Genomic DNA, 25,100 nt, shown 5'->3' on the forward strand with positions numbered 1-25,100 from the left:
GTCATCTCCGCGACAGGCGGGGATCTTCTTTCAAGCAAAGTGATGGACTTGTCAAAGCTAAAAGTCAGGTTATGTTAAAATAAGCGTTCTAGTTCCTCGCGTATTTTTTTAAAGGACGTAATAGGAAGATAACGTTTTAAAACATTTCCCTCCGCATCAACCAGGAATTTGGTAAAATTCCATGGTATCAATTTCCATGGTTTTTTTTGGATGTGTTGAGTCAGGTAAGTGTATAAAGGAGCCTGATTGCTGCCTTTTACATCAATTTTGGCGAACAAAGGAAAGGTAATCTTATAACAGCTTTCTGCCAATGCTTTAATTTCTTTATTAGAACCTGGCTCTTGATGCATAAACTGGTCGCAAGGAAAACCGAGTACGCTAAATCCCTGTGCTTTATAATCCTGATAGAGTGCTTCAAGTTCCTTATATTGAGGCGTGAAACCACAACGGCTTGCCATGTTTACAATTAATAAGACCTGATTCTGGTAAGCATCCAATGTAGTTGTAGTCCCATTCATAGTAAGTATTGGTATTGTATAGAGTGTAGTTGTATCTTGTGATGTTTGGTTCATTGAAAGTACCCCGTAGAAGAATATTATCTTAGTTTATCATGTATTATTTTAGCTGCTTAGCGAAAGATTTAAATCCGTTATCCTGCTATTGCGATGAGCTGGCTAATTAAGTATGGTAATAGATAAATTAACTATATTTTTGCAGGCATAAGGATAATCAATGAGCACTTATAAAACGGGGTGGGTTTTGGTTTTAAGTTTATTAACCAGTACTGCCAGTCATGCCTGGTATAATAATGAACAAGCCATGAGCACCAAGGGTTACGCCATTGAAAACTTCGAAGAGATTGATTATTGTGAAAATAACGATTGCAGCCGAGTCAATACAAATAGTGTTATTGCCCCCCCGCAGTATAAAAATCGGGTTGCTACCAGCTGTCCCTATTGGTTACGACGATACATTATTGACCCAATACGTGGTGCTTTACGGACTAACTTTGATTAAAGGACGAGAGTCTGTAAATAAATTACCGTTGATATTCTTTAGTACCGGCAATAATCAGCTTGTAAATACGCTCTGAAATAATACCTTGTTCAAATTTGTGTCTTGCATCCACGGTCATTAACTGACCCCGTTGACGTACCAGTTTTCGGGTTGTCGAAGTGACATCGTTAGGATCACTTTCCAGTAAAATATCACGGACTTCCTCATCGAATACTAAATATTCTCGCAGGGCTACCCGTTTACCATCCACAGTCGGTACCAGTTTTTGCCAGATACAAAGCCGAATAGTTTCTAAAATATCAATAGTACGTCCCAATCGTTCTTCACCGGAAAAAGAGGTGACCAACCGTCTCATGGTTTCAGCCACACCGGATGTATGCAGGGTGGTATAGACGGGATGTCCAGTAAGAGCCGCTTCAAGAGCGGCACTAATAGTTTCTGCATCCCGACACTCGCCCACCATGATCAGGCGAGGTTTGCGACGTAAGGCATTGCGAACACCATCCGCAAAATCAGGTAAGTGACGAGGAATTTCTGATTGACTCACTACAGCCGAAACGGCTTCTATTTCATCGTAAACAAACTCAATAGGTGCTTCATAAGTCAATACTTTACGATTTGATTCAGTGGTTTCAATAAGTTCACGAATAATAGAGGCCAGGAGTGTAGATTTACCCGAACCGGTTGCACCTGTTATAAAAACAATTCCTTCCTGAGGTGCTATTGCCTCAAGAATATTGTCTGGCAAACCCATGGTTTCCAATTTTGGAGGAGTAGTGGGAATTGTTCTCAATGTGATCTGGATAGCATCATGTCCCTCAACCAGACAGGCAGTGGCATTAACCCTGTAGCGATAACGTACTCCGCGATTTGGTCTGAATTCATAATGTGTATCAATGTCTTTGCCAGATAGTAATTGAGTAGTGGCATTAGGACCATAAATTGCGTTAATCAGATCGCCCAGTTCAGTATTGGAAAGGCGCCGGTTCGTGATTTTAATTAATCGGCCATACACTTCAGCAAAGATAGGTTCACCAGTCTGAATAGTAATATCAGAGGCGCTAAGACTTTCCGCGTGCTCCAACATTTTATCCATAAAAGGAGGGGCGAAACGGGTTGGTTCATCAGGCATTAAATTAATATTTGTAGACATAAGTGTGCTATCAATTAATCGGGGCTATGACAGGTTGCCAAGCCTTACTTGTAATAACAATTTTAGTATTTTGTGCCAGTTTTTCCATATTTTTAAATTGTTCAAGAGCATTCTCATCTTTTTTAACAGCAGCTATCCATTCTTTACTGTTAACATTCAAAGCAGGCAGGGCGGTAATACGTAGCACACGATCATCAATATGTATCTCCGATGCATCTCCTGTAACACCCAAATCGGTGTGTGAGACAAAAGGTGGGGATACCATATTCATCGCTAGTAATTTGCGATAAAGGATCATCCCCATATAGTCTTCTTTAATGCGCGCAATACTTTCTTCCAAAATAGTAGAAGCTTGTTCAACCCCATTTCGCCATCCTTTTTCAACATAGTAATTCCAAATTTGCTTTTCCCGTCGTGTTTTTGGTAAAAGCGATACATTAGGGTATTCTGGTCTTTTATAATCCATCCATAAATATTGGCGCCAATTAGGTGGAGTAGTTATAAACCGTGCCTGTTTAGCGACTTTGTAGGTTCTATCGGAGATACGAATAGTCTGAGTATCAGCCAAATTTAAGGTATTACGTCCTTCAAGCAACACAGGGGGTAACACATTATGTTCAAGAATCAACGCATTAAAGTCATACACAGCGTCCAGTCTGCGCGCCTGTTTGATGAGTTGATCATCAATAATTCTGGCTCGCCAGGCAAGACCAGATTGGGCGCCTAAACTCAGTGCAGTTTCTCTCAATGCTGCTTCTTTGATTTTACTAATATTTCGTTTTTTGATTGCCTTGGTACTTTTAGTATTGGCCATTGCTCGCAACCCGGCGAGAGAATCGGTATTACCAGGCAGCTTGTTTGTTGATGAAGAACAAGAAAATAAGAAAACGGAAGAAATTATCAAAATGATTTTAAGAATAAATTTTGGCATAGCGCAATTCTACAACCTGACTGTTAGGATAAACATGAAGATAAGCTTTTTTTCCTGCCTGATAATCAATATTACGCAGGATTTCCGCCAAACTTTCATCCTTGATATTAAGACTGATTAAAATTGGAATAGCCGGCTCCTTACCCAGAACACGTAGACGAAAATGCGCTGCCTTGGCAATACGTAAAGTCAGCTCTTCAATAGGCCCCGACCAATCAACAGAAGCGCGTGCCTGTAAATTATAGGCATTGGGTATGGTCAAGACATTATCCTTGGTAGGCGGAGTAATTACTTTCTCCACCCGTGCCATTTCCAATACGGAATCACTTACGGAAGTTGCAGCTTCCGCAAGCTTAATGGTGGCATCATCGCTTGGTTCATTAACAGGCGGTTTTTTAAAAATCTTGCCACATCCTGCAAACAAGATTGATGCAATAATAAGTATGACAAACCTGTTGATCATCGTTTACGCTTTAAAATCGATAAGTACTGCAATGATTGAAACAGGAGCCTGTCCCCTTGTCAAGCAGAAATAATTATTGATCAAGGCAAAATCATACTTTGTCTTATTAATTAACTTACATGGTTAGACACAATGAATTTTTTTCGGGCGCGAAGGTATTATTGGATGGTAGCCGTGAGATACCCACAGACCAGTCAAGGGTGTCTTTTGTCATTTTATCTTCGCGCATCTCAATAATATGGTTTGCCAATGAAGTGTAATTTTTTTCTTGATATAAGCTTTGTGCTACCGCCTCTGTAATATTTAATTTAAATACATATCTTGATATCGGATGAAGTAGGGGTATATTTTGCTTCCAATACTTTTTTATTTGCTCAGTGTCTTTATCGTTTTTAGTGGCAAAATTTTCTTCAGAACAAATTACGCACGCAAAGCTCATGCGAGAAAAAGGATGACTACCCAATTTTGCGGAGTAAAGCGATAATTTTTTTTTATCGAGAGTAAAAAACTTTATTGCATCCTTTAAACCAAATTGTTCTTCTCTGTTTTCTTTTAATGTAATATCAGTATAACAAATGTAAGAATAGTTTTTTTCTGTTTTTGGTGTGTTTTCATCAGTATTAAATAACGTATACATAAGTAACTCACTTTATTTTAAAGAAATTCTTTTATGCTGACATAGTAGCTGATTAAATATTGCTGTCAAATCCCAATTTTTCATAAAGGCTGTAGTGTACCTGGCCTGCCTGGCGCGATTTTTTTTCTCGCCAGCGCTTTGCATCCATTGATTGTTTCTCCGCAGATTCAATATAAACCAGTCCTCCTGTTACGAGTGCATTGGAATGAGCTAACAGGTCTAGACAATGAGGTAAATAATTTTGAGAAAAGGGTGGATCCAGAAAGACAATGTCAAAGCTTTCTTTTGTCTTTTGTAGATAATCTTCAGCTTTAGAATTAATTACTAGCAAAGCTTTTGTATTAAAAGAAGCGGTAATGTCTTGAAGATTGCCATAAGCTTTCGGTGAAGATTCAACAAGCACCACTTTTGCGGCGCCGCGAGAGAAAGCTTCAAATCCAAGCGAGCCGCTGCCAGCAAAGGCATCCAGACATCGTGCACCACGTATGTCATGCATTAACCAGTTAAACAGCGTTTCTTTTACTCTATCGGGTGTGGGTCTTAAACCTTCGAGAGCAGGAAAATGAAGTTTTTTCCCGCGGTATTGACCACCTATTATACGTACAGTTTGTTTCACATTTTACCTACTGCGACAATTAAAAGATCCTGAGGGCGTACTTGTTTTTGAAAAGCCTGCCTGATTTCTTCTGCCGTCACGACATTAATATGCGCTATGTAGTTATCCAGATAGTCTTTTGGCAGATGGTAGAAAGCAATACGCAATAACATATTGGCAATGTTCCCATTACTGGCCAGTGATAAGGGAAAACTTCCCATCAGGTATTGTTTTGCGGCTGTTAATTCGTTCTCATCAGGACCATTCTGAATAAATTTGATCAAGGTATCTTCTGTCACGTTTAACGCATTCGCTGCTTCTTTGTTTTGAGTAGATAAGCTAATGATAAAAGGACCTTGACCTGGCATAGGCATAAATTGGCTTGTGACTCCATAAGTCAACCCTCTTTTTTCGCGTACCTCATGAGATAATCGGGACACCAGGGCGCCTCCCCCCAAAATATAGTTTCCCACGATAAGTGGGAAATAATCAGGGTCGTGATGATCGATGCCAATTTGCCCAAGACGCAGGATAGTTTGGGAGGAGGGGAATTTAACCGCTATTTTTTCCCCGGTTTCTGATCCATGGGCTTTGGGAATTGCAGGAGCAGGTTCTCCTTTGGGTAAGGAGGCTGTTAGCTGATCAGCAATTTGATGGGCTTTTTTTGAGTCAATGGCACCTACCAGGACAAGTATAGCGTTAGCTCCCACAAAATAGCGTTTATAAAAAGCACGGAGCTGAGCCGCAGTCAAGTTTTCCACGGTTTCTTTTAGGCCATTGACAGGATGGGCATAAGGGTGGTTCAGATAAAGTCGTTTAAAAAGAATTTGATTGGCAACGTCGTCGGGGGATTCTTTTGTCTGGGCAATAGCAAGTAATTGCTGATTCTTCTCCCTGCTAAAAGCATCGGGTGGAAAATCAGGCTGATTAATAATCGATGCAAAAGTATCTATTGCCTGTTTCATTGCATCTTCTTTAGTCAATGTTTTTAATGTCAATAATGCCATGTCACGACTTGCTTCGCTATTATATTGAGCACCGGTGTCTGCTAAACGCTCTGCTACCTGTGTGGCATCCATACCGGCACAACCCTGGTTCATTAAACTGGTAGTTAAAGCGCTCAGGCCAAATTGTTTTCCATCGTAGGCTGAGCCTGCGGCAAAGGTTAAATTCATAGTCAGCATAGGGACTTCCATGGCTTGATAAAAGACCACGCGTACCCCGTTTTTTGTTTGCCATTGTTCTGTTTTGAAAGTATTGGCGTATAGAATTTGCGACAGAACAATCATCGAGAAGAGAAGTAGAAATTTTTGCAGAGGTACTGTTTTCATTGTTGTCCTTCCTGTTCGCTAGGAATTAATTGGGCTTCTGTCATTGAATTCTCCTGAAAGTAGCGTGTTGCTACATTCTGTATTTGTTCGGCAGTAATACTGTTGATTTGATCAGTGTACCTGTCTGCTGTTTTCCAACCCAGCCCGACTGTTTCCAATAAACCCAGCTCCATAGCCTGGCCGAAAATTGAATCCTTTTCATATGTTTTTTGCGCAATAATTTGTGTTTTAACGCGTTTTAATTCGTCTGCACTGACAGGTGTTGTCTGCAAACGCTTAAGCTCGTTGAGCATGGCTGCTCGTAACTCGGTAATGGTATGCGCTTTTGAGGGTACGCCCAGAAGAATAAATTGAGTGGGGTAACGCGTATATAAGTTGTAATAAGCATTAGCGCCGCTTGCTATGTAAGCACCACGAACCAGATTTTTGGCAAAACGAGCACTTTCTCCCGCATCAAGGATACTGGCGATAATTTCCAGGGCATAAGGTTCCCAGTTTCGTTTCGCCGTTTTTACACTGGGAACCGGGTAACCAAACATCAGAAGAGGCAGTTGGGCTGGGGCATGAATCTGCACTGATTTTTTTCCCAGAGCAGGGGGTTCTGCCTGAGGCTCACGATGATAATCGGTTTGTTTGCCAATTTTGCCAAAGTATTGATTGGCCAACTCACGTACTTTCTCTATTTTTACATCGCCGACAACAACCAATGTTGCATTGTTGGGTGCGTAAAAGCGTTGATACCAGGTTTTTAAATCGTCAATGGTTATTTGACGTAAATCACTCATCCAGCCAATAACGGGATGATGATAGGGAGTACTTAAGTGAGCAGTAGCGAGATAGCGTTCAAAAGCAAGTGCCTGAGGATTGTCATCAGTGCGCAAACGGCGTTCTTCACGAATCACTTTAAGCTCTTTGAGAAACTCCTCTTTATCCAGAAGGAGATTCTGCATACGATCTGCTTCCAGTTCGAAACTGATGGGTAATTGTGTGGCTGCAATTTTTTCAAAATAGGCGGTGTAATCATAATTGGTGAATGCATTTTCCTGTCCGCCAACAGAGGCAATAGTCTGTGAAAAAATACCTAAAGGATATTTTGATGTTCCTTTAAACATAATATGTTCGAGAGCATGAGAAATACCGGTGATCCCTCCCGGTTCATCAGCAGAACCCACGTTATACCAGACCATGGAGACCACAATGGGCGCTCGGTGATCTTCTTTGACTAACACTTTTAAGCCATTATCCAGTGTGAACTCCTGAACCTCACTGAATGACTGCTGAGAGAGTATGAGAAAAAGAATCATGAATATAATGTGCATGGATTAACTCCCAAGCAAAAAAAGTGATAGAATTTCATATTTCCTTTGCTTTGTACACTTATGATTAAATGGTTTAAACGAAATCAGAGCCAGCCAGAACCAGTTTCTCCCGATGCTGAAATACCGCTCTCTTTTGCCGATGAACAACAGGACGCTGAAAAATTGTCTGATTCATCGAGTGATATGGAATCTCCCCGACAAAGTTTTTTTTCCCGTTTCAAGCGTGGTTTGACGAAAACGCGTCAACAATTGGGTGAAGGAATTGGTCGTTTGCTGCTGGGAAAAAAAGAGATTGACAGCGCTCTTCTCGAACAATTGGAAACGATTTTACTAAGTGCTGACCTGGGTGTGGAAACATCCCAGTCTATTTTAAAACAACTCAGCGAAGGTCTTGCAAGAAAACAGTTGACCGACGGGGATGCTGTTTTCCAATCTTTAAAAAAACAACTGGAAACAGTGTTGGCAGAGGTTGCGAAACCGCTTGAAATAACCACAACAGATGGTTCCCCTTTTGTTATTTTAATGGTGGGTGTGAATGGGGCTGGCAAGACAACTTCCATAGGGAAACTGGCAAAGCAGTTTCAACAGCAGGGTAAAAAAGTAATGCTTGCTGCAGGGGATACTTTCCGTGCTGCGGCGGTTGAACAGTTGCAGATCTGGGGGGAGCGTAATCAGATACCCGTTATTGCACAACACAGCGGTGCGGATAGTGCATCGGTTGTTTATGATGCTTTGCAGGCGGCCAGGGCGCGAGGTATTGATGTTCTGATAGCCGATACTGCCGGTCGCCTGCATACGCAGAGTAATTTAATGGAAGAATTGAAAAAAGTGAAACGCGTATTGCAAAAGCTGGATCAGAATGCACCCCATGAAACCATGTTGATTCTGGATGCCAGTATAGGCCAAAATGCCCTTAATCAAGCACGCCAGTTTCACCAGGCAATTCATCTGACAGGTATTACCATGACCAAGCTTGATGGCAGTGCAAAAGGAGGAATATTGTTTGCTATTGCCAATGAATTAGGCATACCATTTCGCTATTTGGGCATTGGAGAAGGAATCGACGATTTGCGTCCTTTTGATGCCCGGCAATTTGTTAGAGCAATTTTTAATGATGATTAGATTTGAGCAGGTAAGCAAGCGTTATCCGGGCGGTTTTGAAGCATTAAGCCAGGTTGATTTTTCGTTGCAAAAAGGGGAAATGGCCTTTCTTACAGGACATTCGGGAGCGGGTAAAAGCACTTTACTGAAGTTGATTGCGATGCTTGAGAGGCCATCCTCCGGACAAATTATTGTTAATGGAGTGCGTTTAAACCAATTGAAAAAACGCGATATGGCTACTCACCGCAGTAGTTTGGGAATTACTTTCCAGTCTCCTCATTTGTTAAACGACAGAACTATTTTTGATAATGTTGCTTTGCCCCTGCAAATTCAGGGAATGGCCCCTGTTATGATTACCAAACGGGTTCATGCTGCTCTCGATATGGTGGATTTATTAAAAAAAGAAAAAATGTTGCCGCTTCATTTGTCTGGAGGGGAACAACAACGCGTTGGTATCGCCCGAGCGGTGGTCCATAAACCGGCATTACTTCTTGCTGATGAGCCTACTGGAAATTTGGACCCCACTCTTTCGGCAGAAATTATGAAATTATTTGAGCAGTTTAATCAGGTCGGGGTCACTGTTTTGGTTGCAACCCATGATCTGGCCTTGATTGCCAGAATGAAACATCGCATTGTGATGCTGAAAGAGGGGCGCTTATGTTAAAAAAGATAGTTGCAGTCATTTCTTATCATTTGCAAGCAGCCAGCAGTAGCCTTAATCTTCTCTGCCGCAAACCATTAGCAACTATGATGACTATTATAGTTATTGCGATTGCTCTGACATTGCCTGCTCTGTTTTGGGTTTTTACCGATAATCTTGAGCAATTGGCAGCCGGCTGGCAACGCAGTGGCCGTATTTCTCTTTATCTCAAATCATCCCTGACGACTGCTGAAGAAGCGACCTTTCTGGAGCAACTTCGCGCAACCGAAGGTGTAGGACAGGTTAGTCTGAAATCAGCCGCTGAAGGCTTGGCTGAACTGCAGCAACAGGAAGGGATGCATGATATCATGCGCTATTTACCTGAAAATCCGTTGCCAACGGTTGTGGAAGTAATACCTGCTTTAACGGCCAATACGCCTTTGCAAATAGAACAATTGTATACTCGCCTCAAAACTTGTTCGCAGGTGGATCAGGTCAAAATTGATATGCAGTGGATTAACAAGTTGCATGCAATACTGGATTTTTTAAGTAAAATAGCCCGTGTGTTGATGGTTTTGCTTTCTTTTGCAGTGATATTAGTCATTGGTAATACGTTACGTCTGGCAATTCAAAATCGTCATGAAGAGATCCAGGTGTTAAAATTAATCGGTGCGGCTGACCCTTTTATTGCCCGTCCCTTCTTATATTCAGGCATATGGTATAGTCTGGCAGGCGCCATATTTGCGATATTATTTGTTAATATAATAATGTTGAGTCTTTCTGCAGTAGTGAAAAATCTGGCTGCTGCTTATCAAATGCATTATTCTGTGATGAGTTTATCAGTAAAACAAGCTTATTTATTGCTTTTAGTATCCGTATTCTTAGGCTGGCTGGGTGCCAGAATGTCAGTAAAAAGACAACTTGCTTCTATTGAGCCCTATACTTAGATAAAAGAGCATGTTAACATATATTAATTAAAGGATTATAATAGAAAGTCAACTATTCATTATCTTATATGTTTGGCACACAATTAAATGATGAACCAGGAAATACCAATTATTTATCGTTTTATCAATGTGCTATTATTTTGTAATTGGAGGAAAATAGCATGAATCAGCAGTTGCAGTTAGCCTCTTTAAGTTTACCTGTGGGTAGTCTTGATGCCTACATTCATCAGGTCAATCAAATACCGATGCTTTCTGCTGAAGAAGAATATGAATACGCCGAGCGCTTTCATAATGAGGGCGATTTGGAAGGTGCCCGTCACCTGGTGCTTGCACATTTACGCTATGTAGTGCGTGTCGCACGGGGTTATTTAGGTTATGGCTTACCTTTGAATGATTTAATTCAGGAAGGTAATGTTGGGCTGATGAAAGCGGTTAAACGCTTCGACCCAAAGATGGGTGTGCGGTTAGTTTCTTTTGCAGTGCATTGGATAAAAGCCGAAATTCATGAATTTGTGCTGCGGAATTGGCGTATTGTTAAAATTGCTACTACTAAAGCACAACGTAAGTTGTTTTTTAATCTGCGACAAATGAAAACCCGCCTGGGGTGGTTAAGTAGTGAAGAAATTAATGGTGTTGCCAAAGATTTGGGTGTGAGTCCAGAAGATGTTTTAATCATGGAACAACGCCTGAACGCTATGGATGCTTCTTATGATTCGCCAGTGTCAGATGATGAGGACGAAGCGTTTAAAGCCCCTGCCAATTATTTGTATGATAAGCATAGTGACCCTGCCCACCTTATTGAGCAGGAAAAAAGCGGAGAACGGGGTCGTGAACATCTGTTTTATGCCTTGGAGCGTCTTGATGAGCGCAGCCAGGATATTCTTCAGCAACGTTGGCTGGCAGATGACAAATCCACTCTGCATGACCTGGCAAATAAATACGGTGTATCCGCTGAGCGAGTGCGTCAGCTTGAGAAAAATGCCATGAAAAAGCTTCGTCAATATATGGAAGAATTAAAGTAAGTGTTCACGGGATATACAAATTTTCTTTTCCAGGCTTTGTCCCATGACTTGTCTTTCCCACGCGCAGGCAGGAATCCATCCATAAAATTAGCACTGTGTATAATTTGCAGATAGTTTCCCGCCTGCGCGGGAAAGACATTGACGTTATATACTTCTTAATTATATGTTCCGTGAACACTTACGAATTAAATTAATGAAAGAACCGAGCCTATTGTCTTGTTTCGAGACGTAGGCATTCTTCTTATGTTGACTCCATTACTTTGATAGTTCCAAACAGGCTTTAATTTTCTGTTTTGTTTTGTGATCCATAAAGCCAGAATCAATGGCCATGCCAGTAAAAGTATTCATCTGTTGGTCAGAGTACTGGTAGGCTGTCTGTACTTTTTGATATTCATTGGCCAAATTTGTACGGAAAAAGGGTGGATCATCTGAGCCAAGACTAATTTGAATACCTGCTTCCACGAAGTGAGCTATTGGGTGACTTTTAAGATCTTTGAAAAGACCCAGAGCAAGATTACTGGAAGGACAGATCTCCAATGCGATATTACGCGCTTTGAGTTCCTGAATGGTTTCAGCGGAATGAATTGCTTGTACCCCATGACCTATCCTTCGTATAGGTAGACAATCCATCGCTTCTAACATACTACGGGCTGAGGCAAATTCTCCTGCGTGTACTGTACAAGAAAGACCGCCTTCAGAAGCAATCGTATAAGCCTTACGAAATAATTTAGGCGGAAAATTGATTTCGTCACCACCAAGACCAAAGCCAACGATACAAGGGACCTTTTCTTTTAAGGCTTGTCGGGCTACTTTAATGGCTGCTTCTGAGCCAAAATGACGTACGGCGGTAATGATAATACGACCTATAATCTGGAATTTCTCTTCTGCGTCATTGATAGCCTGTTGAATAGCCTGTAAATGTTCAGTGGAGGGAATGCCGCTGGATTGCTCCGCATGATCAGGGGAGTACATCATTTCTACATAAATGGTGTTTTCTTTAGCGTTCGATTGAAGATAGTCATAAGTAATATCGTAATAGTCTTGTGGATGTTTAATAACAGCTGCAACTTCATCATAAGCTTTTAAAAAACCGAAAAAATCAGCGTATTGATAACTTTGTTCATCGGATGAAATTAAGGTGGCAGGAAGTTGTAGCTTATTACGTTGAGCAAGTTTTTTTGCAAGTGCAGGTGTAATGGTTCCTTCCAAATGAACATGTAATTCCGCTTTTTTAATAATCATATCGGTTTTCCTGATCTTATTATCCGGCTCTGAGCTAAAACAATCTAGTGATTTTTTAAATGAGCAGGGGTATTTTTATCATTAATTCTAGCTAACGTTTGAATTTTTTGAAATGAAAGACTTTTAATCATTTAATTGTTGCTAGTTGTTTGAATGTTTTTTTATTGTTCAAAATATTATAATAATCTCATATTTAGCTTTTCTGGAAAAACATGCCAAATACTGAAAGCCATTCTGTAGAAAATACGTACCCCTTTTTTATCAGCAAACTTCCTTCGACTGCTTTGCAAAAGCTTCCTTTGGATGTTTTACAAAAGCTTTCTGTTGGAGCTGACTCAGCTACCAGGGAGGCAGCCATTAGAACAATATTTGCTCTCACTGATGAGAAATCGTTATACTTCCAGAAGAGTCTAATGATGTATTGGCTAGAGTCTTCAATAAAACCACCTCTTGATATGAATTCGTTAAACACTGCTCTTAAAAGAATAAAGGGTTCTCTTGATTATAAATTCCTTTGCTTATTACTAATACATCAATTAAATAACGTAACACCTGAAATAGATATAACAGAATTACTTATTTACATTGATCATGGCCTTCGCAGTCAGGATCAACCCAAAATGATAGCAGTATTGCAAGCATTACCCACTGTTCTGGCAATAGCCAAAGCAAGCAAGGGGAAGGGGGAAACTTGGCAGGTAATTATCAACAGTTATATTGCTCACTTTAAAAATATAAGTGAACATCTGTTAGACAAAAAAGCAGGAGAAATCTCCGTTAAGCCTGGGCATCAGGGAGGTCTAATTGCAGAAGAGATAAACAAAAGTCTCTCGTCTCTCTATGAAAATTCAAAACAATTAGATTTTTTTGATGTCGCCTATCTATTTAGTGTGCAATACTTATTAAATCCAGGTGCTTCATCTATGTACCTGGCAAGACAGGTTTTTATTTCTTGCTTAAAAAAGCCGAATATGGATTTTACGAAACTTATGCCGCTCTTAAAAGAAGCTATCTTCCAGGAATCAATTTCTTTATCGAATAGTAATAGTAATAGTAAGATACTTCTTACCAGGTATTGGAACGCATTAGGCAACCCTGAAGAGAAGAGCAAGCTTACTAATAAACTGATTGCAGGGGTAATTAGGTGTTATCTTCCTGATATAATGCCTGTCTTACTGAGCTTATCCAGGTTTAAAAATAATAAATTAGATAAGTTAATTAACAGAATTATTTCAGAATCTTTCAAAGTTGGACAAGATGAGCAGCTGCAAGCGCATTATCTGAATATATTAGATAATAGTTTACCTGAATTATCAAAAAAGCAATTGGGAGAAGTGTTCGCTGAAATACAGTCAACAACAGAATATTTGCAAGAGGAACTTGTAATCCAATTATCTAATCTCTTTACATTGCCTGAATTAACCCAACAACAGTTTGATTATTTAGCCGAGCTAGTGAAAGACATTGACGTTTCCTTTGTTACAGAAGGAAATTTTTTCTACAATTTTATTCAACTGATACCTGGCGTTTCCACGGAGCAAAAAAATAAATTGCAAGACCAAGTGAAAGTAATCTGTACCAATCAAAAATTTTGGGACATCGCTGCGTCTTGTGACTATTTGCCATGGCTTCGTTCCAATGATTTTGTAGAAGTATTCAATGCTGTTTATAGTTATGACGGTGATATAGAAAATATATTTTTAATGTTACCTCCTCTTCTCACTGCTCCGCAAATTACTCGAGAGCAATTTGAAAGCTTAATAGAGAAATTCGACAAATATTTGTGCGATGAGAATCTATGGAGTGATGATTTCGCCGAAGAGTGCGGGGAAATACCCCTTGTTTTGTCTCACATTTTTCAATCGTCCTACTTATCTGAAAGTCAATACGCAAAATGGTTTATCAGGTTAAGCGAGTTAATGAAAAAAAATGCAGGCTATGTACTTGATATGTTACCCGCTCTATTAAATTCTAAATATTTCACAACAGAGCAAGGGGAGATTGTAACCAACTGGGTTCTCTATAATATGGAATTACCAGAAGGCGATGAAAAAAAATATGCTGTAAATTCAAGCACACTTAATGCTATTTTTGCCTTACCTAAAATAATACCAGAACAATTTGTTTCACTACTTAACGCTATTTTACAGCAGAAGCCAGACCTGCAAATTCTACTGGAATCAACACCTGCTATTATGAAAGTAGCAAAATCCAAAGCAACTGTTGAGAATAAAATTGAAGATCAGGCCTATATATTGTTGAAAAAAGCAATTAGTGAAATTGGCAAAAATACTTGCTTCGATGAACGCGGGTTAAAAGATTTTTTATATAATGATGTGGTGATAGCAAAATTAGCCCATAATTATCATGCCCTTGAGGCATTAGTTGAAGCTTTAAGTAAAAGGGACAATTTTTCAGCTGAATTGCAAAATTTTCTCTGCCATTTAGTTATTTCAGGAAAAATAACCTCTGATCAACTAGAAAATTTTAATACTAACTATTCTTTAGGGAAAACAGGATCGATTTTTATCGAACTCTACAATAGAAGTCAGCAATTGATGCAAAACATGAAGCCAAACACTACGCAGAGCAATAAAGAAGATCCCAAGCGTCATACTCTTTTTGGGGCAGCCGATAATAATCAAGAAAATAAAGAGAAAAAGGAAGAGGAAGGTCGCCCTAAAAAAAAGGCGAGGGGTCTTGGATAAATCGGGGAGGGCCAGCCTTGGTCTAATTGTCTGCCGCCAAGGTACTAACAGGCAAACATTTTTAAGTTAATTTGCTTGATTGTACTTCTCTATAAAAACCCGGAATGTAATCGAGAGCGCTATGCAAAAGCGCATCAAAGCCTTGAATACTTAAACTGTATGAGACAAACGCGTATCTAATAATGGCCACCGAGCTTAAAACGCGATAAAATCATCAATTTGATGCTATAGGGTTAAGTTATATGAGTAACAATAATGACATTGATAAGGCTTATGTAAGTCCTTATGACAAATTTCTTTTTGAGTTTGATGCCACTCATAAAAAATCGGCATCCCAGCAGCAAGAAATTGAAAAAAATCAACGTATTGCTCATCTTCGTGATCATGCAAAACATAAAGATGAACAAGGTGAAATTTGGGATGCATTTTAATCGTAAGTGTTCACGGGATATGCAAATTTGCTCTTCCAGACTTTGTTCCATGACTCGTCTTTCCCGTGTAGGCGGTAACCCACATCCATAAAATTAGCACTATATCTAATTTGTAGATAGTTTCCCGCCTGCGCGGGAAAGACATTGACGTTATATACTTCTTAATTACCTATTCCGTGAACACTTACTTTTAATCAGTATCGACTATTAGCAAGTTTATTGTGAAAGTTGGGAGTTTTGTATAATCTCCTCGTTTTGTTCGGGTGTTAATCCTTGAAGAGTAATCTCTTCTTTTAGGATGGACATTTTTTCTTGAGGCTCGAAAAAAAGAGGGGAGGACGTGCGATAGGCTGTGTGGGAACCTGATTTATTGTTTAATTGCTTTTCCAACGCCTGGCTATATCCAATTGCCAATGAGCGGATTTGTTCTTCGTTATCTCCTCCTGTACCTTTAATTTGCAAGTAATGCGCGTAACTTCTCAAGGCATTGTCAGGTGAATTGTTTTTTATATCAAGAAAAACCTGATTCCTGGTTTTTGTCAGATGATTCTCAAAAAAGGTTTTAGCGACATTAAAATTACTAATCTTGTTAATCAATATACCGAGTTTAGTGTGCGCGTCTTGTATAAGAGCAAATGTTGGCTGTATTTGGGAATAAAAAGACATCAAATCAGATAAAAATTTTTCTATCTCGTGTTGCTCTCTTGTAGTAAATATATGTTTACTGCTAATGATCAAAGCAACTTTTTTAAAGCACAAATAGTTCACAAGGGAATATTCTTTTGAATTAACATCGGATTGTTTGTAATAGTCCAGTAGTTCCTGGTAGTCATATTGTTCGAAGATTTGCTCTATAAGCAGAGATTTTTTCGCATTAATTAAGGCGTAAAAGTTATCCTGATGTGTTGATGGCAATTGAGATAACCTTTCCATGAATTGTTTAAAGCTCAATGCATTTATAAGTAAAGTCATATTCTCAGACCACTGATCGGAATTTATAAATCTTAAGAGCTGGAGCAGAACAGGTTCGATAATGTCTGGATGATCGGAATAAGTTTTTTTTATACGTATAATGTTTTCTTCTACTTCTTTTTTTGACAAGTTTTTAACAAAAATGTCTTTAAATAACGTGTTATCGTACCACTTAATTATGAGTTTTTGAGGAATGGTTTCTAAAATAGTCAATCGTTGTTCAATAGTGAAGTCTTTGGTCCACTCATAGATCGATGCTTTATTATATTCAGGGTTAAGGGTAAAACTGTATATCAGCGATTCATTGCAATGAGAGTTTTTAGGATCAAGAGATACCGTACTTAAAAGGACGAATCGTTGCTGCGCGGATAAATGGGTTATAAATTGGATCAGATCCTGACGTTGACGTTGTGCAAACAGCTCTGCTTCAACAAGCGAAAATTTATCGCCATAGGAAGATGAATCCCCGTATCCTTGCGTTAAAAGCACGCCTAATAGATTCATTCCCTGAAAGTAACCCTTACTAAAAACTTTTGATAACTTTTCCGCACCAATTTCGTTAAAAAGTTCGAGATTAATTTTACCGCTGCGAATAAGCCGTTTTATTTCCTCCCGGTTTTCTTTACTGCCATTGAGTACTTCTACCAATGCTGCTTTAATGGTTACTTTTTCATCATTAGGAATAAGTTGTTTTATTTCTTCACTACTATTTGCTAATGTTGCTTTCGAGGTTACGCTTTCGTTAAAAGGCGCGGGATTAATTTCATCGTTGTGAATAAGGGGCTCTATTTCTTCCCGGTTTTCTTTACTGTTGTTTAACAGGTTTGCTAATGCTCCTTTAATGTTCGCTCTTGCTATTTCTCCAAGATTTTTAAGCATATTATTCTCCCTTCATTTAATACGACTACCTTGTTTTAAAACGGAATAGCCTTAAGTAAGTCATTACAATCTGACTAACCCAGCAATACATGCAATATTTTATACGCTAGAATTGTTAATAAAGATGCTACAGGCAAAGTTAAAACCCAGGACATAAAAATATTACGGATGACTCTCAGGTTCAATGCGCCGATACCACGCGCCAGACCTACACCAAGCACTGAGCCTACGAGCGTTTGTGTTGCTGATACCGGGATACCTGTGCTGGTAGCGACTACAACGGTCGTTGCTGCTGCCAGGGTAGCAGCAAAGGCTCGACTGGGTGTAAGCGCAGTGATTGAGCTACCTACCGTTTCAATTACTTTTCTGCCGTACATCAAAAAGCCGATCACTACGCCGCCACAACCCAGCAAAATAATCCACGCAGGATAATTGTCAGCACCAAGAGGTTGATTAGCATGCATTATCAGACTATAAATAATTGTCAAAGGGCCTACTGCCAGAGCTACATCATTTGAACCATGGGCGAATACCATAGCGCAGGCTGTTAAAGCCATCAGTACGGCAAAATATTTTTCTACCTGAATAAAACGCTCCCTGCGTCGGATTCTGGGCATTTCGGGAATGCGTTTAATAAAAATCATACCTATAATAGTAATGGAAATACTGGTTGCCAGTGTAACAGCCAGATCCTGTTTGATATTCAAATGAATATCAAAATGATTCAAACCTTTAAAAACCGTAATAAAAGAAAGAACAGAGCCCACGAGGAAGAGATAAATGGGAACATACCATTTTGCTTTCTCCAGCGGGTCGCTTTTGATGAAAATAGTTTGCTGAATACTGATAAATAACGCATAGCTGGTGATTCCTGCAATAAGAGGTGACGTAATCCAACCTATAGCAATATGCGAAACCTGTTGCCAATGAATTGCATCAGGCCCTAAAACTACCGAACCAAAACCCACCATAGACCCAACCAGGGCGTTAGTAATAGAAACAGGGACACCCAGGTAACTGGCGAGATTCATCCATACTGTACAAGCTAATAAAACACCAAGCATGCCTTCAATAAGAATAAGGGGTTGATTGGATAGTTGGCTGTTATTAATAATGCCGTCACGCATGGTTTCTGTGACACCACTGCCGCCAAGAAATGCCCCGGCAAATTCAAATACCAAAGCGATAATCATGGCTTGACGCACAGTAATTGCTTTTGAACCCATTGTGGTGCTCATAACGTTGGCCAGATCATTAGCACCGACCCCCCACGTCATGAAAAAGCATAAGGCGATAGCGGTAAAGAACAATATAATTAAATAATCCATAGAATTTACTACCGGGCAATGAGAATTTGCAGTCGACCACCCACTGTTTGGGCATGATCGGCCAAGTCACCAATCCATTGAACCAGTTTGTAGAGAAAGACTACTTCAATTGCGGGTAAGTCCTTTTCCAGCTTAAAAATATGATGCCTTATATCGGCAAGTTTACCATCGCTATCATGCTCGATTTCATCCAGAGTCATGATCATTTCTTCAACAATTTTCACTTCACTACCGCGAAAACCGCTTTCCAGGAGCTCATCGAGTTCATTGATCGCCTTACACGCTTGTTTGGACGCGTCAAGGCATCGATGTAAAAAAGGCATAAACAGGGGGGCGAGTATCTCTGGAATAATCATTTGTCGGCTAACAATAAGTCCGGCAATATCTTCGGCTTTATTGGCAATGCGATCTTGTGCACTCAATAACTCCAGTAAATCGGTACGCGATACCGGCAAAAATAAGCCGGTTGGCAAATGCAACCTGAGATCGCGTTTAATCATGTCCGCTTCTTTTTCGATACTTGCAATCTTTTCTTTAATCGATGTAGCTGTTTGCCAGTCCTTTCTCAGGATTGCTTCAAAAAAAGGGTACAGTTGTTTGGCACAGTGATGCACTTTACGCATGTGCTGTTCAATGGGCCTGATAGGTGATGGCCCGAACATATTGAATATGCTACCCATGTAAAGCACATAATATAGGAAGGATTTTACAATTATAACTAACGTCAGTTCGATATAAAAGACATTCAGGACATTTTATAAGAAACAGACGGTCTTTTTGGGAAGGAGCAAGTGGAGGAAGAATTTTAAGTTTCGAAAGCATTAGAGATAAATTCGTTTGAAACATTGTATTTCTGCTACACTTGTGAAATGAATAATAGTGAGTGTCTGGACAGGGAGTTTGCTCATTATGAAAAAATGGCTTGTTAGTCTGTTATTTTTTACCGTTAATGTTTTCGCTCAGTCATCCATGATAACCAAGGTGATTGATCTGCGTTATCAAAATGCGGATCACATTATCCCTCTGGTTCAACCGCTTTTACAGAATGGAGAGGAAATTAGTGGTTCAGGTCAGACTTTAGTCGTGAAAGTACTGCCAAATACCTTGACTCAATTACGCACAGTCCTTCACAAGCTGGATCAGCCACCGGTTACTTTTAAAATTACAATTTATCAGGGGGACCCGGATTGGCTCGATACTCAGAATAATGATTCCACCATTAGTACTGTCAGTACAGAGTCTCGTTCAAATCAGTTGCAAAGCCAGTCTGTTACCGTAATGAATGGTGAGTCTGCTTTTGTAAGTACTGGCCAGGATCAGCCTGTGGTAAGTTCGGTAAGTGCTGGCTGGGCGCCAGGCATTTCTTACGATCGGCGTATGGTACAAAATGGTTTGCTAGTCCAGCCTGTTTTGCAAGGCGAGCAAGTGAAGTTAAGTGTGCGTCGTATGCGGCAGCAAGACAGTCGTGTCAGTAGTCAACAATTTGATGATCAGCAAGTGGTGACGACAGTAATGGTTCCTTTAAACCAGTGGGTTTCACTGGCGAGTGTCCAGGGAAGCCAGCCTTCGGCCAGTTCTACAACACAGGTTATTCGTGTAGGGGATCAGTTTTCCCAAAATTCTACACTATATATTAAAGTAAATGTTGTGGATGGACAAAATTCCACAACGGAGGATTAGAAAGTCATTTAATTTATCAGCATGAACCAAGGATCAGGAATGAATGCGCAAACGAAAAAACAGCTTCCGGAACAAAGTACGTCAATGCCCGTAGCCGAAACGATATTGCCAACGATAATTAAACAGGCCTCTTCTCTGTCTGCTACTAAAGACGTGAATGATTTTTTTAAATTCCTTGATCGTTTTTTTCAGGCCAATATCGCGAAAGTTACTGCGGGAATAAGTCCAGCTACTTTAGCGACTGCTTATTGCTCATGGATTTCACAATTAGCACTTTGTCCTGGTCGTCTTTTAGAGCTTTCCCTTTATCCTCTCCTGCATGCCAGGGATTGTAAAAATAAAGTATTCTGTGAAGAAAGAGAGAGCGATGGAAAAGACATTCGTTTTCGCGAAGAGAGCTGGCAACAGTTGCCATGGTGTCTATGGGCGGAAAACTTTCTTCAGTTTGAAGATTGGTGGCGGCGTGCTACTACGGAACTTTCTGGTTTACCTAAACCTGTAGAGCGTATTGTATCTTTTGCAACTCGGCAGATAATGGATGCGCTATCGCCTTCAAATTTTATCTTCACCAATCCTGAGTTATTTCAGGAAACGATTAATTCCTATGGTTCCAATTTATTCCATGGAACCAAACTTGCCATAGATGACATGCTTGGCAAATTATTTGATGTACCGCCTCTGGGCGTAGAGAATTTCATACCCGGAAAGCAGGTGGCTATAACCCCTGGCAAGGTGGTTTTTAGCAATCATTTAATAGAGCTTATTCAATATGAACCGCAGACAAAAAAAGTGATTAAAGAACCTGTTTTAATCATACCAGCGTGGATTATGAAATACTATATTCTTGATTTATCACCGGGAAATTCATTGGTGAAGTGGTTGGTATCAAAGGGACATACTGTTTTTATTGTCTCATGGCGTAATCCCGATTCACGTGATCGCAATCTAAGCATGGATGATTATCATCATCTTGGAGCCATGGCAGCCATCAACGCAGTGTCTGCTGCTTTTCCAAAAACAAAAATAAATCTGATGGGTTATTGTCTGGGGGGAACACTGTCTTTGATTACCGCAGCAACCATGGCCAGAGAGGGTGATAATCGTCTTAACAGTCTTACGCTTCTGGCGGCCCAGGGCGATTTTACAGAGGCGGGTGAACTAATGCTTTTCATTACTAAAAGTGAAGTCGCCTTTTTGGAAAATATGATGTGGGAGCAAGGCTATTTAGATACCAAGCAGATGGCGGGTTCTTTTCAGATGTTGCGCTCTTATGATCTTATCTGGTCTAAAATGATTCATGATTATATGAACGGGAAACAGCGTGGCATGATTGATTTATTAGCCTGGAATGCTGATGCTACTCGTATGCCCTATAAAATGCACAGCGAATATCTGGAAAAACTTTTTCTTAATAACGATTTTGCTGGAGGGCGTTATACCGTAGATGGCGAACCAGTAGCGGCAGAAAATATTCAGATACCTATGTTTGTGGTCAGCACAGAGAACGATCACGTAGCGCCTTGGCGTTCTGTTTATAAAATTCATTTGATGATCAATGGTGAAGTGACTTTTGTATTAACAAGTGGCGGACATAATGCGGGTATCGTGAGTGAACCAGGACACAAGGGACGGTTTTACCGTATCCATAAACGTCAGCAGGGCGATCATTATCTTGGTCCGGCCAATTGGTTGAAAAAGGCAGAAGTAAAAAAAGGTTCATGGTGGTTGGCCTGGAACGATTGGTTAAAACAGCATTCCAGTACAAGACGTGTTGCTCCTCCTGTTATTGATCCGGATTTACCTTCTGCACCGGGTACCTACGTATTGCAGAAATAATAGACTGGTGTTAAAGCTTATTGGATAGATATATCACTTCATTGATTCAGCGGCCACAAATAATTTGTGGCTTTTTTTCCTTTCTGGCATTGTTATCTTGACAATAATTCTCTCTGGCAAAACAATACCTCAAAACTTATAACAGAGGATCAGTAATGCAAATCGCTTGTGTTAAAGGACGGGAAATTCTTGATTCGCGAGGAAACCCTACGGTAGAAGCTGATGTAATTTTAACGAGTGGAGTAATGGGAAGAGCCAGCGTTCCCTCAGGTGCTTCTACAGGAAGCCGCGAGGCTCATGAATTGCGTGATGGGGATAAATTACGTTATGCCGGCAAAGGCGTACGTCAGGCTGTTACACACATTAATGAGGATATCAATCAGGGGTTGCAAGGATTTTCAGTGCAGGAGCAAGAGGAAATTGATGTACGTTTATGTACTTTGGACGGCAGTGATAATAAATCAAAGTTAGGTGCGAATGCCATTCTTGCCGTATCCCTGGCGTGTGCAAGAGCTTATGCCAACGAGACTGATCAACCTTTGTATCAGGTACTCAGTCTGGGTGAATCAAAATCAATGATGATGCCTGTACCCATGATGAATGTTCTTAATGGAGGCGCTCATGCGGATAATAATGTGGATATTCAGGAATTTATGCTCATGCCGGTGGGTGCTCCCGATTTTGCAACGGCACTACAGATGGGAACAGAAATTTTTCATGTGTTAAAGACTGTTTTAAAAAAACAAGGATTGCATACAGCCGTAGGTGATGAAGGTGGTTTTGCGCCTGATTTGAAGTCCAATCGGCAGGCGTTGGATATATTAATGGAGGCAGTAGACAAGGCTGGGTACCAGCCAGGGCATGACATCGTTTTTGCCTTGGATGTCGCTGCGTCAGAACTTTTTCAGGATGGTTTTTATCATTTAAAATCTGAAAATAAAATATTAAGTAGCACAGACCTGATTGATTACTATAAAGAATTACTGCACTATTATCCTATTATGAGTATTGAAGATGGGTTGGACGAACGAGATTGGCAAGGATGGCAGCAACTCACCTCGCAATTGGGTAATCGACTGCAATTGGTAGGTGATGATTTGTTTGTAACCAACGCGAGTATCTTGCAGGAAGGAATTAGCCAAAAAATAGCCAATGCTATTCTTATCAAGCTTAATCAGATCGGGACTTTAACAGAAACCAGACAAGCCATTCGCCTGGCTTATAAAAATAATTATCGTTGCATCATATCGCATCGTTCAGGCGAGACAGAAGATTCTTTTATTGCTGATTTAGCCGTAGCTACAGGCTGTGGGCAAATTAAAACAGGTTCTCTATGCCGGACTGACAGGGTGGCAAAATATAATCAATTATTGCGCATTAATGAAGAGGTATCTCTGAATTATGCGGGACGAACCCTATTAACGCGCTAACAGGTTGGCTAAACGATTTAACCGGTGTTTTGCAGCGCAATATATTGAGAAAGGATTGCAATCCTCTCTTTTTGTATGATTGGCTAAACACCATTAGGTATTATTTTGAGTCATTCCCGTGCAAACGGAAATCTATTCTCAACTTGCCTTCATTACTTTGCTTGAGAGAAGATCCCTGCTATTCGCGGGGATGACATCAATAAAAATCATAGGAAGTCAAGAAACTTCAAATAAATCAATTACCCATCACGTGCATAAAATACTCAAAAATTAGATACGTTTATTTCTTGTCTAACCTTACTGTCGCAAAAATAGATGAGGTAAGTATATAATAAAAAAAAATCTTCTCCGGGTTGAGTATGCGATCTCTGATTATTATTTTGCTTCTGGCGCTCATCGGTTTGCAATATAAATTGTGGATGGGAGACGGGGGTATATTGGAGTGGCTGGCACTTGATAAAAAATTAACGAGTCAAACCCAGGAAAATGAGAAACTTACTGCCCGTAATCATGCCATAGAAGCGGACATTATCGAACTGAAAAGTGGAGAGCAAGCACTTGAAGAGCAAGCTCGTTATGAATTGGGAATGGTAAAAAATGATGAGATTTTTTACCAGTTTGTGGACTAGCCTTTTTAAATTTTAATCAGTAAAATAGGTTTTATACAACGATAGATAAGAACCATCTTTTTCCATATTTTGTAATTGCTGATTAATACGTTGAATCAAATTGGCGTTTTCCGGTAATGCCATGATAGCCAGACCACTTCCTATCATCACATCGTTACCAAGAAACTGGAATTTATCTTCTCCATTTTCTTTCCAATAGGAAGCCGTTGCTTTTTCCATAAAAACAGCATCGATACTGCCATTGCTTAGCGCGCTAATCATATCTTCAACATTAGGGTATTCTTCCAGATCCGATTTGCTATAATTTTGTACCAGATAATCAATAAAACCTCCTTTCCTTACTCCCCCTTTTAATACGCCTATTTTTTTGCCGATTAAATCGTTGACCGACTTGAATGCACTACTGCGAAGTATTAAAAATTGGCCTTTACTCACCATGTAAGGCAAGCTAAAAATACGAGAAAAATCCTGTGGGGTGATAGCAATAATTCCAATAGCGAGATCAATAGTTTTATTATTTAATGCAGCAAATAATTTATGGAAATCCATTTGTATAAAACTGCATTTTTCTTGTATACGAAGGCAGAGAGCCTGCATTAACTGAATGTCAAATCCTTCATCAATTGACATAACAAATGGAGGTTCAAAGAATACTGTGCCAACTTTAATATCAGCATAGGAAATAGGTATGCCCCAGGAAAGGTAAAAAAACAGAGTTAATAAGAATAGTTTCACTTTCATTATTAGCATGTCCTATGATTAATGGTCCTTTATAAGTTTAGTCACTTCTCCTGCAACATTTAAGTTCG

24 protein-coding genes are annotated in these 25,100 nt (G+C 39.9%); 11 read left to right on the forward strand and 13 right to left on the reverse strand.

What is annotated here, in order from left to right; genetic code table 11:
* Positions 1 to 74: 74 nt before the first annotated feature.
* The gene (locus tag T345_RS0108005; protein ID WP_051555204.1) at positions 75 to 572 is read right to left on the reverse strand and encodes a glutathione peroxidase; all 498 of its coding nucleotides are present in this window, start codon (positions 570 to 572) and stop codon (positions 75 to 77) included.
* Between the two features lie 160 nt (positions 573 to 732).
* Between T345_RS0108005 and T345_RS0108010 the strand changes: the two genes are divergently transcribed.
* A complete protein-coding gene (locus T345_RS0108010) occupies positions 733 to 1,017 on the forward strand; it encodes a hypothetical protein (protein WP_028388893.1) in 285 nt (94 codons plus the stop codon).
* A gap of 22 nt (positions 1,018 to 1,039) precedes the next feature.
* On the opposite strand, the gene dotB is transcribed toward T345_RS0108010, so the two are convergent.
* The 7 genes from dotB to T345_RS0108045 all read right to left on the reverse strand — a co-directional run bounded on the left by dotB (position 1,040) and on the right by T345_RS0108045 (position 7,446).
* The gene (gene dotB, locus T345_RS0108015; RefSeq protein WP_028388894.1) at positions 1,040 to 2,170 is read right to left on the reverse strand and encodes a Dot/Icm type IV secretion system ATPase DotB; all 1,131 of its coding nucleotides are present in this window, start codon (positions 2,168 to 2,170) and stop codon (positions 1,040 to 1,042) included.
* Between the two features lie 10 nt (positions 2,171 to 2,180).
* Positions 2,181 to 3,101 carry a type IV secretion system DotC family protein gene (locus T345_RS0108020; RefSeq protein WP_028388895.1) on the reverse strand — a complete coding sequence of 307 codons (921 nt, stop codon included), beginning with the start codon at positions 3,099 to 3,101 and terminating at the stop codon, positions 2,181 to 2,183.
* A complete protein-coding gene (gene dotD / locus T345_RS0108025) occupies positions 3,082 to 3,564 on the reverse strand; it encodes a type IVB secretion system lipoprotein DotD (protein ID WP_028388896.1) in 483 nt (160 codons plus the stop codon). The genes T345_RS0108020 and dotD overlap by 20 nt, the downstream gene beginning before the upstream one ends.
* A 115-nt stretch (positions 3,565 to 3,679) precedes the next feature.
* Positions 3,680 to 4,201 (reverse strand): hypothetical protein, encoded by a 522-nt coding sequence (locus T345_RS0108030; RefSeq protein ID WP_028388897.1) that lies wholly within the window; start codon positions 4,199 to 4,201, stop codon positions 3,680 to 3,682.
* Between the two features lie 52 nt (positions 4,202 to 4,253).
* Entirely contained in the window at positions 4,254 to 4,817 is a 564-nt protein-coding gene (gene rsmD, locus T345_RS0108035) for a 16S rRNA (guanine(966)-N(2))-methyltransferase RsmD (RefSeq protein ID WP_028388898.1), read from the reverse strand.
* On the reverse strand, positions 4,814 to 6,127 hold the full coding sequence (locus tag T345_RS0108040) for a M16 family metallopeptidase (protein WP_084273767.1): 1,314 nt from the start codon (positions 6,125 to 6,127) through the stop codon (positions 4,814 to 4,816). Before T345_RS0108040 ends, rsmD begins: the two co-directional genes overlap by 4 nt.
* On the reverse strand, positions 6,124 to 7,446 hold the full coding sequence (locus tag T345_RS0108045; RefSeq protein WP_028388900.1) for a M16 family metallopeptidase: 1,323 nt from the start codon (positions 7,444 to 7,446) through the stop codon (positions 6,124 to 6,126). The genes T345_RS0108040 and T345_RS0108045 overlap by 4 nt, the downstream gene beginning before the upstream one ends.
* A gap of 183 nt (positions 7,447 to 7,629) precedes the next feature.
* Between T345_RS0108045 and ftsY the strand changes: the two genes are divergently transcribed.
* From ftsY to rpoH, 4 genes are all read left to right on the forward strand, one after another.
* Positions 7,630 to 8,568, forward strand: a complete 939-nt coding sequence (gene ftsY / locus T345_RS0108050) for a signal recognition particle-docking protein FtsY (RefSeq protein WP_423202103.1) — start codon at positions 7,630 to 7,632, stop codon at positions 8,566 to 8,568.
* Positions 8,561 to 9,211, forward strand: coding sequence for a cell division ATP-binding protein FtsE (gene ftsE, locus T345_RS0108055; RefSeq protein WP_028388902.1), 651 nt, complete (start codon positions 8,561 to 8,563; stop codon positions 9,209 to 9,211). Before ftsY ends, ftsE begins: the two co-directional genes overlap by 8 nt.
* Positions 9,205 to 10,134, forward strand: coding sequence for a permease-like cell division protein FtsX (gene ftsX, locus T345_RS0108060; RefSeq protein WP_028388903.1), 930 nt, complete (start codon positions 9,205 to 9,207; stop codon positions 10,132 to 10,134). The genes ftsE and ftsX overlap by 7 nt, the downstream gene beginning before the upstream one ends.
* Before the next feature lie 161 nt (positions 10,135 to 10,295).
* Positions 10,296 to 11,156 carry an RNA polymerase sigma factor RpoH gene (gene rpoH / locus T345_RS0108065; RefSeq protein WP_028388904.1) on the forward strand — a complete coding sequence of 287 codons (861 nt, stop codon included), beginning with the start codon at positions 10,296 to 10,298 and terminating at the stop codon, positions 11,154 to 11,156.
* A 255-nt stretch (positions 11,157 to 11,411) separates the two neighbouring features.
* Here the strand turns inward: rpoH and T345_RS0108070 are convergent, their stop codons facing one another.
* Positions 11,412 to 12,398 carry an adenosine deaminase gene (locus T345_RS0108070; protein WP_028388905.1) on the reverse strand — a complete coding sequence of 329 codons (987 nt, stop codon included), beginning with the start codon at positions 12,396 to 12,398 and terminating at the stop codon, positions 11,412 to 11,414.
* Positions 12,399 to 12,610: 212 nt separating this feature from the next.
* On the opposite strand from T345_RS0108070, the gene T345_RS0108075 reads away from it, so the two are divergent.
* Both T345_RS0108075 and T345_RS0108080 read left to right on the forward strand, forming a co-directional pair.
* Positions 12,611 to 15,106, forward strand: a complete 2,496-nt coding sequence (locus T345_RS0108075) for a hypothetical protein (protein WP_028388906.1) — start codon at positions 12,611 to 12,613, stop codon at positions 15,104 to 15,106.
* Positions 15,107 to 15,348: 242 nt separating this feature from the next.
* Positions 15,349 to 15,537 (forward strand): CBU_0585 family protein, encoded by a 189-nt coding sequence (locus tag T345_RS0108080; RefSeq protein ID WP_035918514.1) that lies wholly within the window; start codon positions 15,349 to 15,351, stop codon positions 15,535 to 15,537.
* 216 nt (positions 15,538 to 15,753) lie between these two features.
* On the opposite strand, the gene T345_RS0108085 is transcribed toward T345_RS0108080, so the two are convergent.
* The 3 genes from T345_RS0108085 to T345_RS0108095 form a co-directional block, all read right to left on the reverse strand.
* Complete coding sequence (locus T345_RS0108085; RefSeq protein ID WP_028388908.1) at positions 15,754 to 17,388, reverse strand: hypothetical protein; 1,635 nt, start codon at positions 17,386 to 17,388, stop codon at positions 15,754 to 15,756.
* Positions 17,389 to 17,462: 74 nt separating this feature from the next.
* The gene (locus T345_RS0108090; RefSeq protein WP_028388909.1) at positions 17,463 to 18,716 is read right to left on the reverse strand and encodes an inorganic phosphate transporter; all 1,254 of its coding nucleotides are present in this window, start codon (positions 18,714 to 18,716) and stop codon (positions 17,463 to 17,465) included.
* Between the two features lie 8 nt (positions 18,717 to 18,724).
* Positions 18,725 to 19,378 carry a TIGR00153 family protein gene (locus tag T345_RS0108095; RefSeq protein WP_028388910.1) on the reverse strand — a complete coding sequence of 218 codons (654 nt, stop codon included), beginning with the start codon at positions 19,376 to 19,378 and terminating at the stop codon, positions 18,725 to 18,727.
* A 244-nt stretch (positions 19,379 to 19,622) separates the two neighbouring features.
* Between T345_RS0108095 and T345_RS0108100 the strand changes: the two genes are divergently transcribed.
* From T345_RS0108100 to ftsB, 4 genes are all read left to right on the forward strand, one after another.
* Positions 19,623 to 20,396 carry a type II/III secretion system protein gene (locus tag T345_RS0108100; RefSeq protein ID WP_028388911.1) on the forward strand — a complete coding sequence of 258 codons (774 nt, stop codon included), beginning with the start codon at positions 19,623 to 19,625 and terminating at the stop codon, positions 20,394 to 20,396.
* Between the two features lie 39 nt (positions 20,397 to 20,435).
* Complete coding sequence (locus tag T345_RS0108105) at positions 20,436 to 22,232, forward strand: alpha/beta fold hydrolase (RefSeq protein WP_028388912.1); 1,797 nt, start codon at positions 20,436 to 20,438, stop codon at positions 22,230 to 22,232.
* Between the two features lie 155 nt (positions 22,233 to 22,387).
* Positions 22,388 to 23,662 carry a phosphopyruvate hydratase gene (eno, locus tag T345_RS0108110; protein ID WP_028388913.1) on the forward strand — a complete coding sequence of 425 codons (1,275 nt, stop codon included), beginning with the start codon at positions 22,388 to 22,390 and terminating at the stop codon, positions 23,660 to 23,662.
* Positions 23,663 to 24,021: 359 nt separating this feature from the next.
* Positions 24,022 to 24,291 (forward strand): cell division protein FtsB, encoded by a 270-nt coding sequence (gene ftsB, locus T345_RS0108115; protein WP_028388914.1) that lies wholly within the window; start codon positions 24,022 to 24,024, stop codon positions 24,289 to 24,291.
* Between the two features lie 12 nt (positions 24,292 to 24,303).
* Here the strand turns inward: ftsB and T345_RS0108120 are convergent, their stop codons facing one another.
* A complete protein-coding gene (locus tag T345_RS0108120; RefSeq protein WP_035918519.1) occupies positions 24,304 to 25,032 on the reverse strand; it encodes a transporter substrate-binding domain-containing protein in 729 nt (242 codons plus the stop codon).
* Positions 25,033 to 25,100: the final 68 nt, after the last annotated feature.

The organism is Legionella fairfieldensis ATCC 49588 (assembly GCF_000621525.1).
Lineage (GTDB): Bacteria > Pseudomonadota > Gammaproteobacteria > Legionellales > Legionellaceae > Tatlockia > Tatlockia fairfieldensis.

Bases quoted from the DNA above. Each gene is read 5' to 3' on its own strand.
- T345_RS0108005 (WP_051555204.1), bottom strand. From the start codon at position 572: ATGAACCAAACATCACAAGATACAACTACACTCTATACAATACCAATA.
- T345_RS0108010 (WP_028388893.1), top strand. From the start codon at position 733: ATGAGCACTTATAAAACGGGGTGGGTTTTGGTTTTAAGTTTATTAACC.
- dotB (WP_028388894.1), bottom strand. From the start codon at position 2,170: ATGTCTACAAATATTAATTTAATGCCTGATGAACCAACCCGTTTCGCC.
- T345_RS0108020 (WP_028388895.1), bottom strand. From the start codon at position 3,101: ATGCCAAAATTTATTCTTAAAATCATTTTGATAATTTCTTCCGTTTTC.
- dotD (WP_028388896.1), bottom strand. From the start codon at position 3,564: ATGATCAACAGGTTTGTCATACTTATTATTGCATCAATCTTGTTTGCA.
- T345_RS0108030 (WP_028388897.1), bottom strand. From the start codon at position 4,201: ATGTATACGTTATTTAATACTGATGAAAACACACCAAAAACAGAAAAA.
- T345_RS0108040 (WP_084273767.1), bottom strand. From the start codon at position 6,127: ATGAAAACAGTACCTCTGCAAAAATTTCTACTTCTCTTCTCGATGATT.
- T345_RS0108045 (WP_028388900.1), bottom strand. From the start codon at position 7,446: ATGCACATTATATTCATGATTCTTTTTCTCATACTCTCTCAGCAGTCA.
- ftsY (WP_423202103.1), top strand. From the start codon at position 7,630: ATGGAATCTCCCCGACAAAGTTTTTTTTCCCGTTTCAAGCGTGGTTTG.
- ftsE (WP_028388902.1), top strand. From the start codon at position 8,561: ATGATTAGATTTGAGCAGGTAAGCAAGCGTTATCCGGGCGGTTTTGAA.
- ftsX (WP_028388903.1), top strand. From the start codon at position 9,205: ATGTTAAAAAAGATAGTTGCAGTCATTTCTTATCATTTGCAAGCAGCC.
- rpoH (WP_028388904.1), top strand. From the start codon at position 10,296: ATGAATCAGCAGTTGCAGTTAGCCTCTTTAAGTTTACCTGTGGGTAGT.
- T345_RS0108070 (WP_028388905.1), bottom strand. From the start codon at position 12,398: ATGATTATTAAAAAAGCGGAATTACATGTTCATTTGGAAGGAACCATT.
- T345_RS0108075 (WP_028388906.1), top strand. From the start codon at position 12,611: ATGCCAAATACTGAAAGCCATTCTGTAGAAAATACGTACCCCTTTTTT.
- T345_RS0108080 (WP_035918514.1), top strand. From the start codon at position 15,349: ATGAGTAACAATAATGACATTGATAAGGCTTATGTAAGTCCTTATGAC.
- T345_RS0108085 (WP_028388908.1), bottom strand. From the start codon at position 17,388: ATGCTTAAAAATCTTGGAGAAATAGCAAGAGCGAACATTAAAGGAGCA.
- T345_RS0108090 (WP_028388909.1), bottom strand. From the start codon at position 18,716: ATGGATTATTTAATTATATTGTTCTTTACCGCTATCGCCTTATGCTTT.
- T345_RS0108095 (WP_028388910.1), bottom strand. From the start codon at position 19,378: ATGTTCGGGCCATCACCTATCAGGCCCATTGAACAGCACATGCGTAAA.
- T345_RS0108105 (WP_028388912.1), top strand. From the start codon at position 20,436: ATGAATGCGCAAACGAAAAAACAGCTTCCGGAACAAAGTACGTCAATG.
- eno (WP_028388913.1), top strand. From the start codon at position 22,388: ATGCAAATCGCTTGTGTTAAAGGACGGGAAATTCTTGATTCGCGAGGA.
- ftsB (WP_028388914.1), top strand. From the start codon at position 24,022: ATGCGATCTCTGATTATTATTTTGCTTCTGGCGCTCATCGGTTTGCAA.
- T345_RS0108120 (WP_035918519.1), bottom strand. From the start codon at position 25,032: ATGAAAGTGAAACTATTCTTATTAACTCTGTTTTTTTACCTTTCCTGG.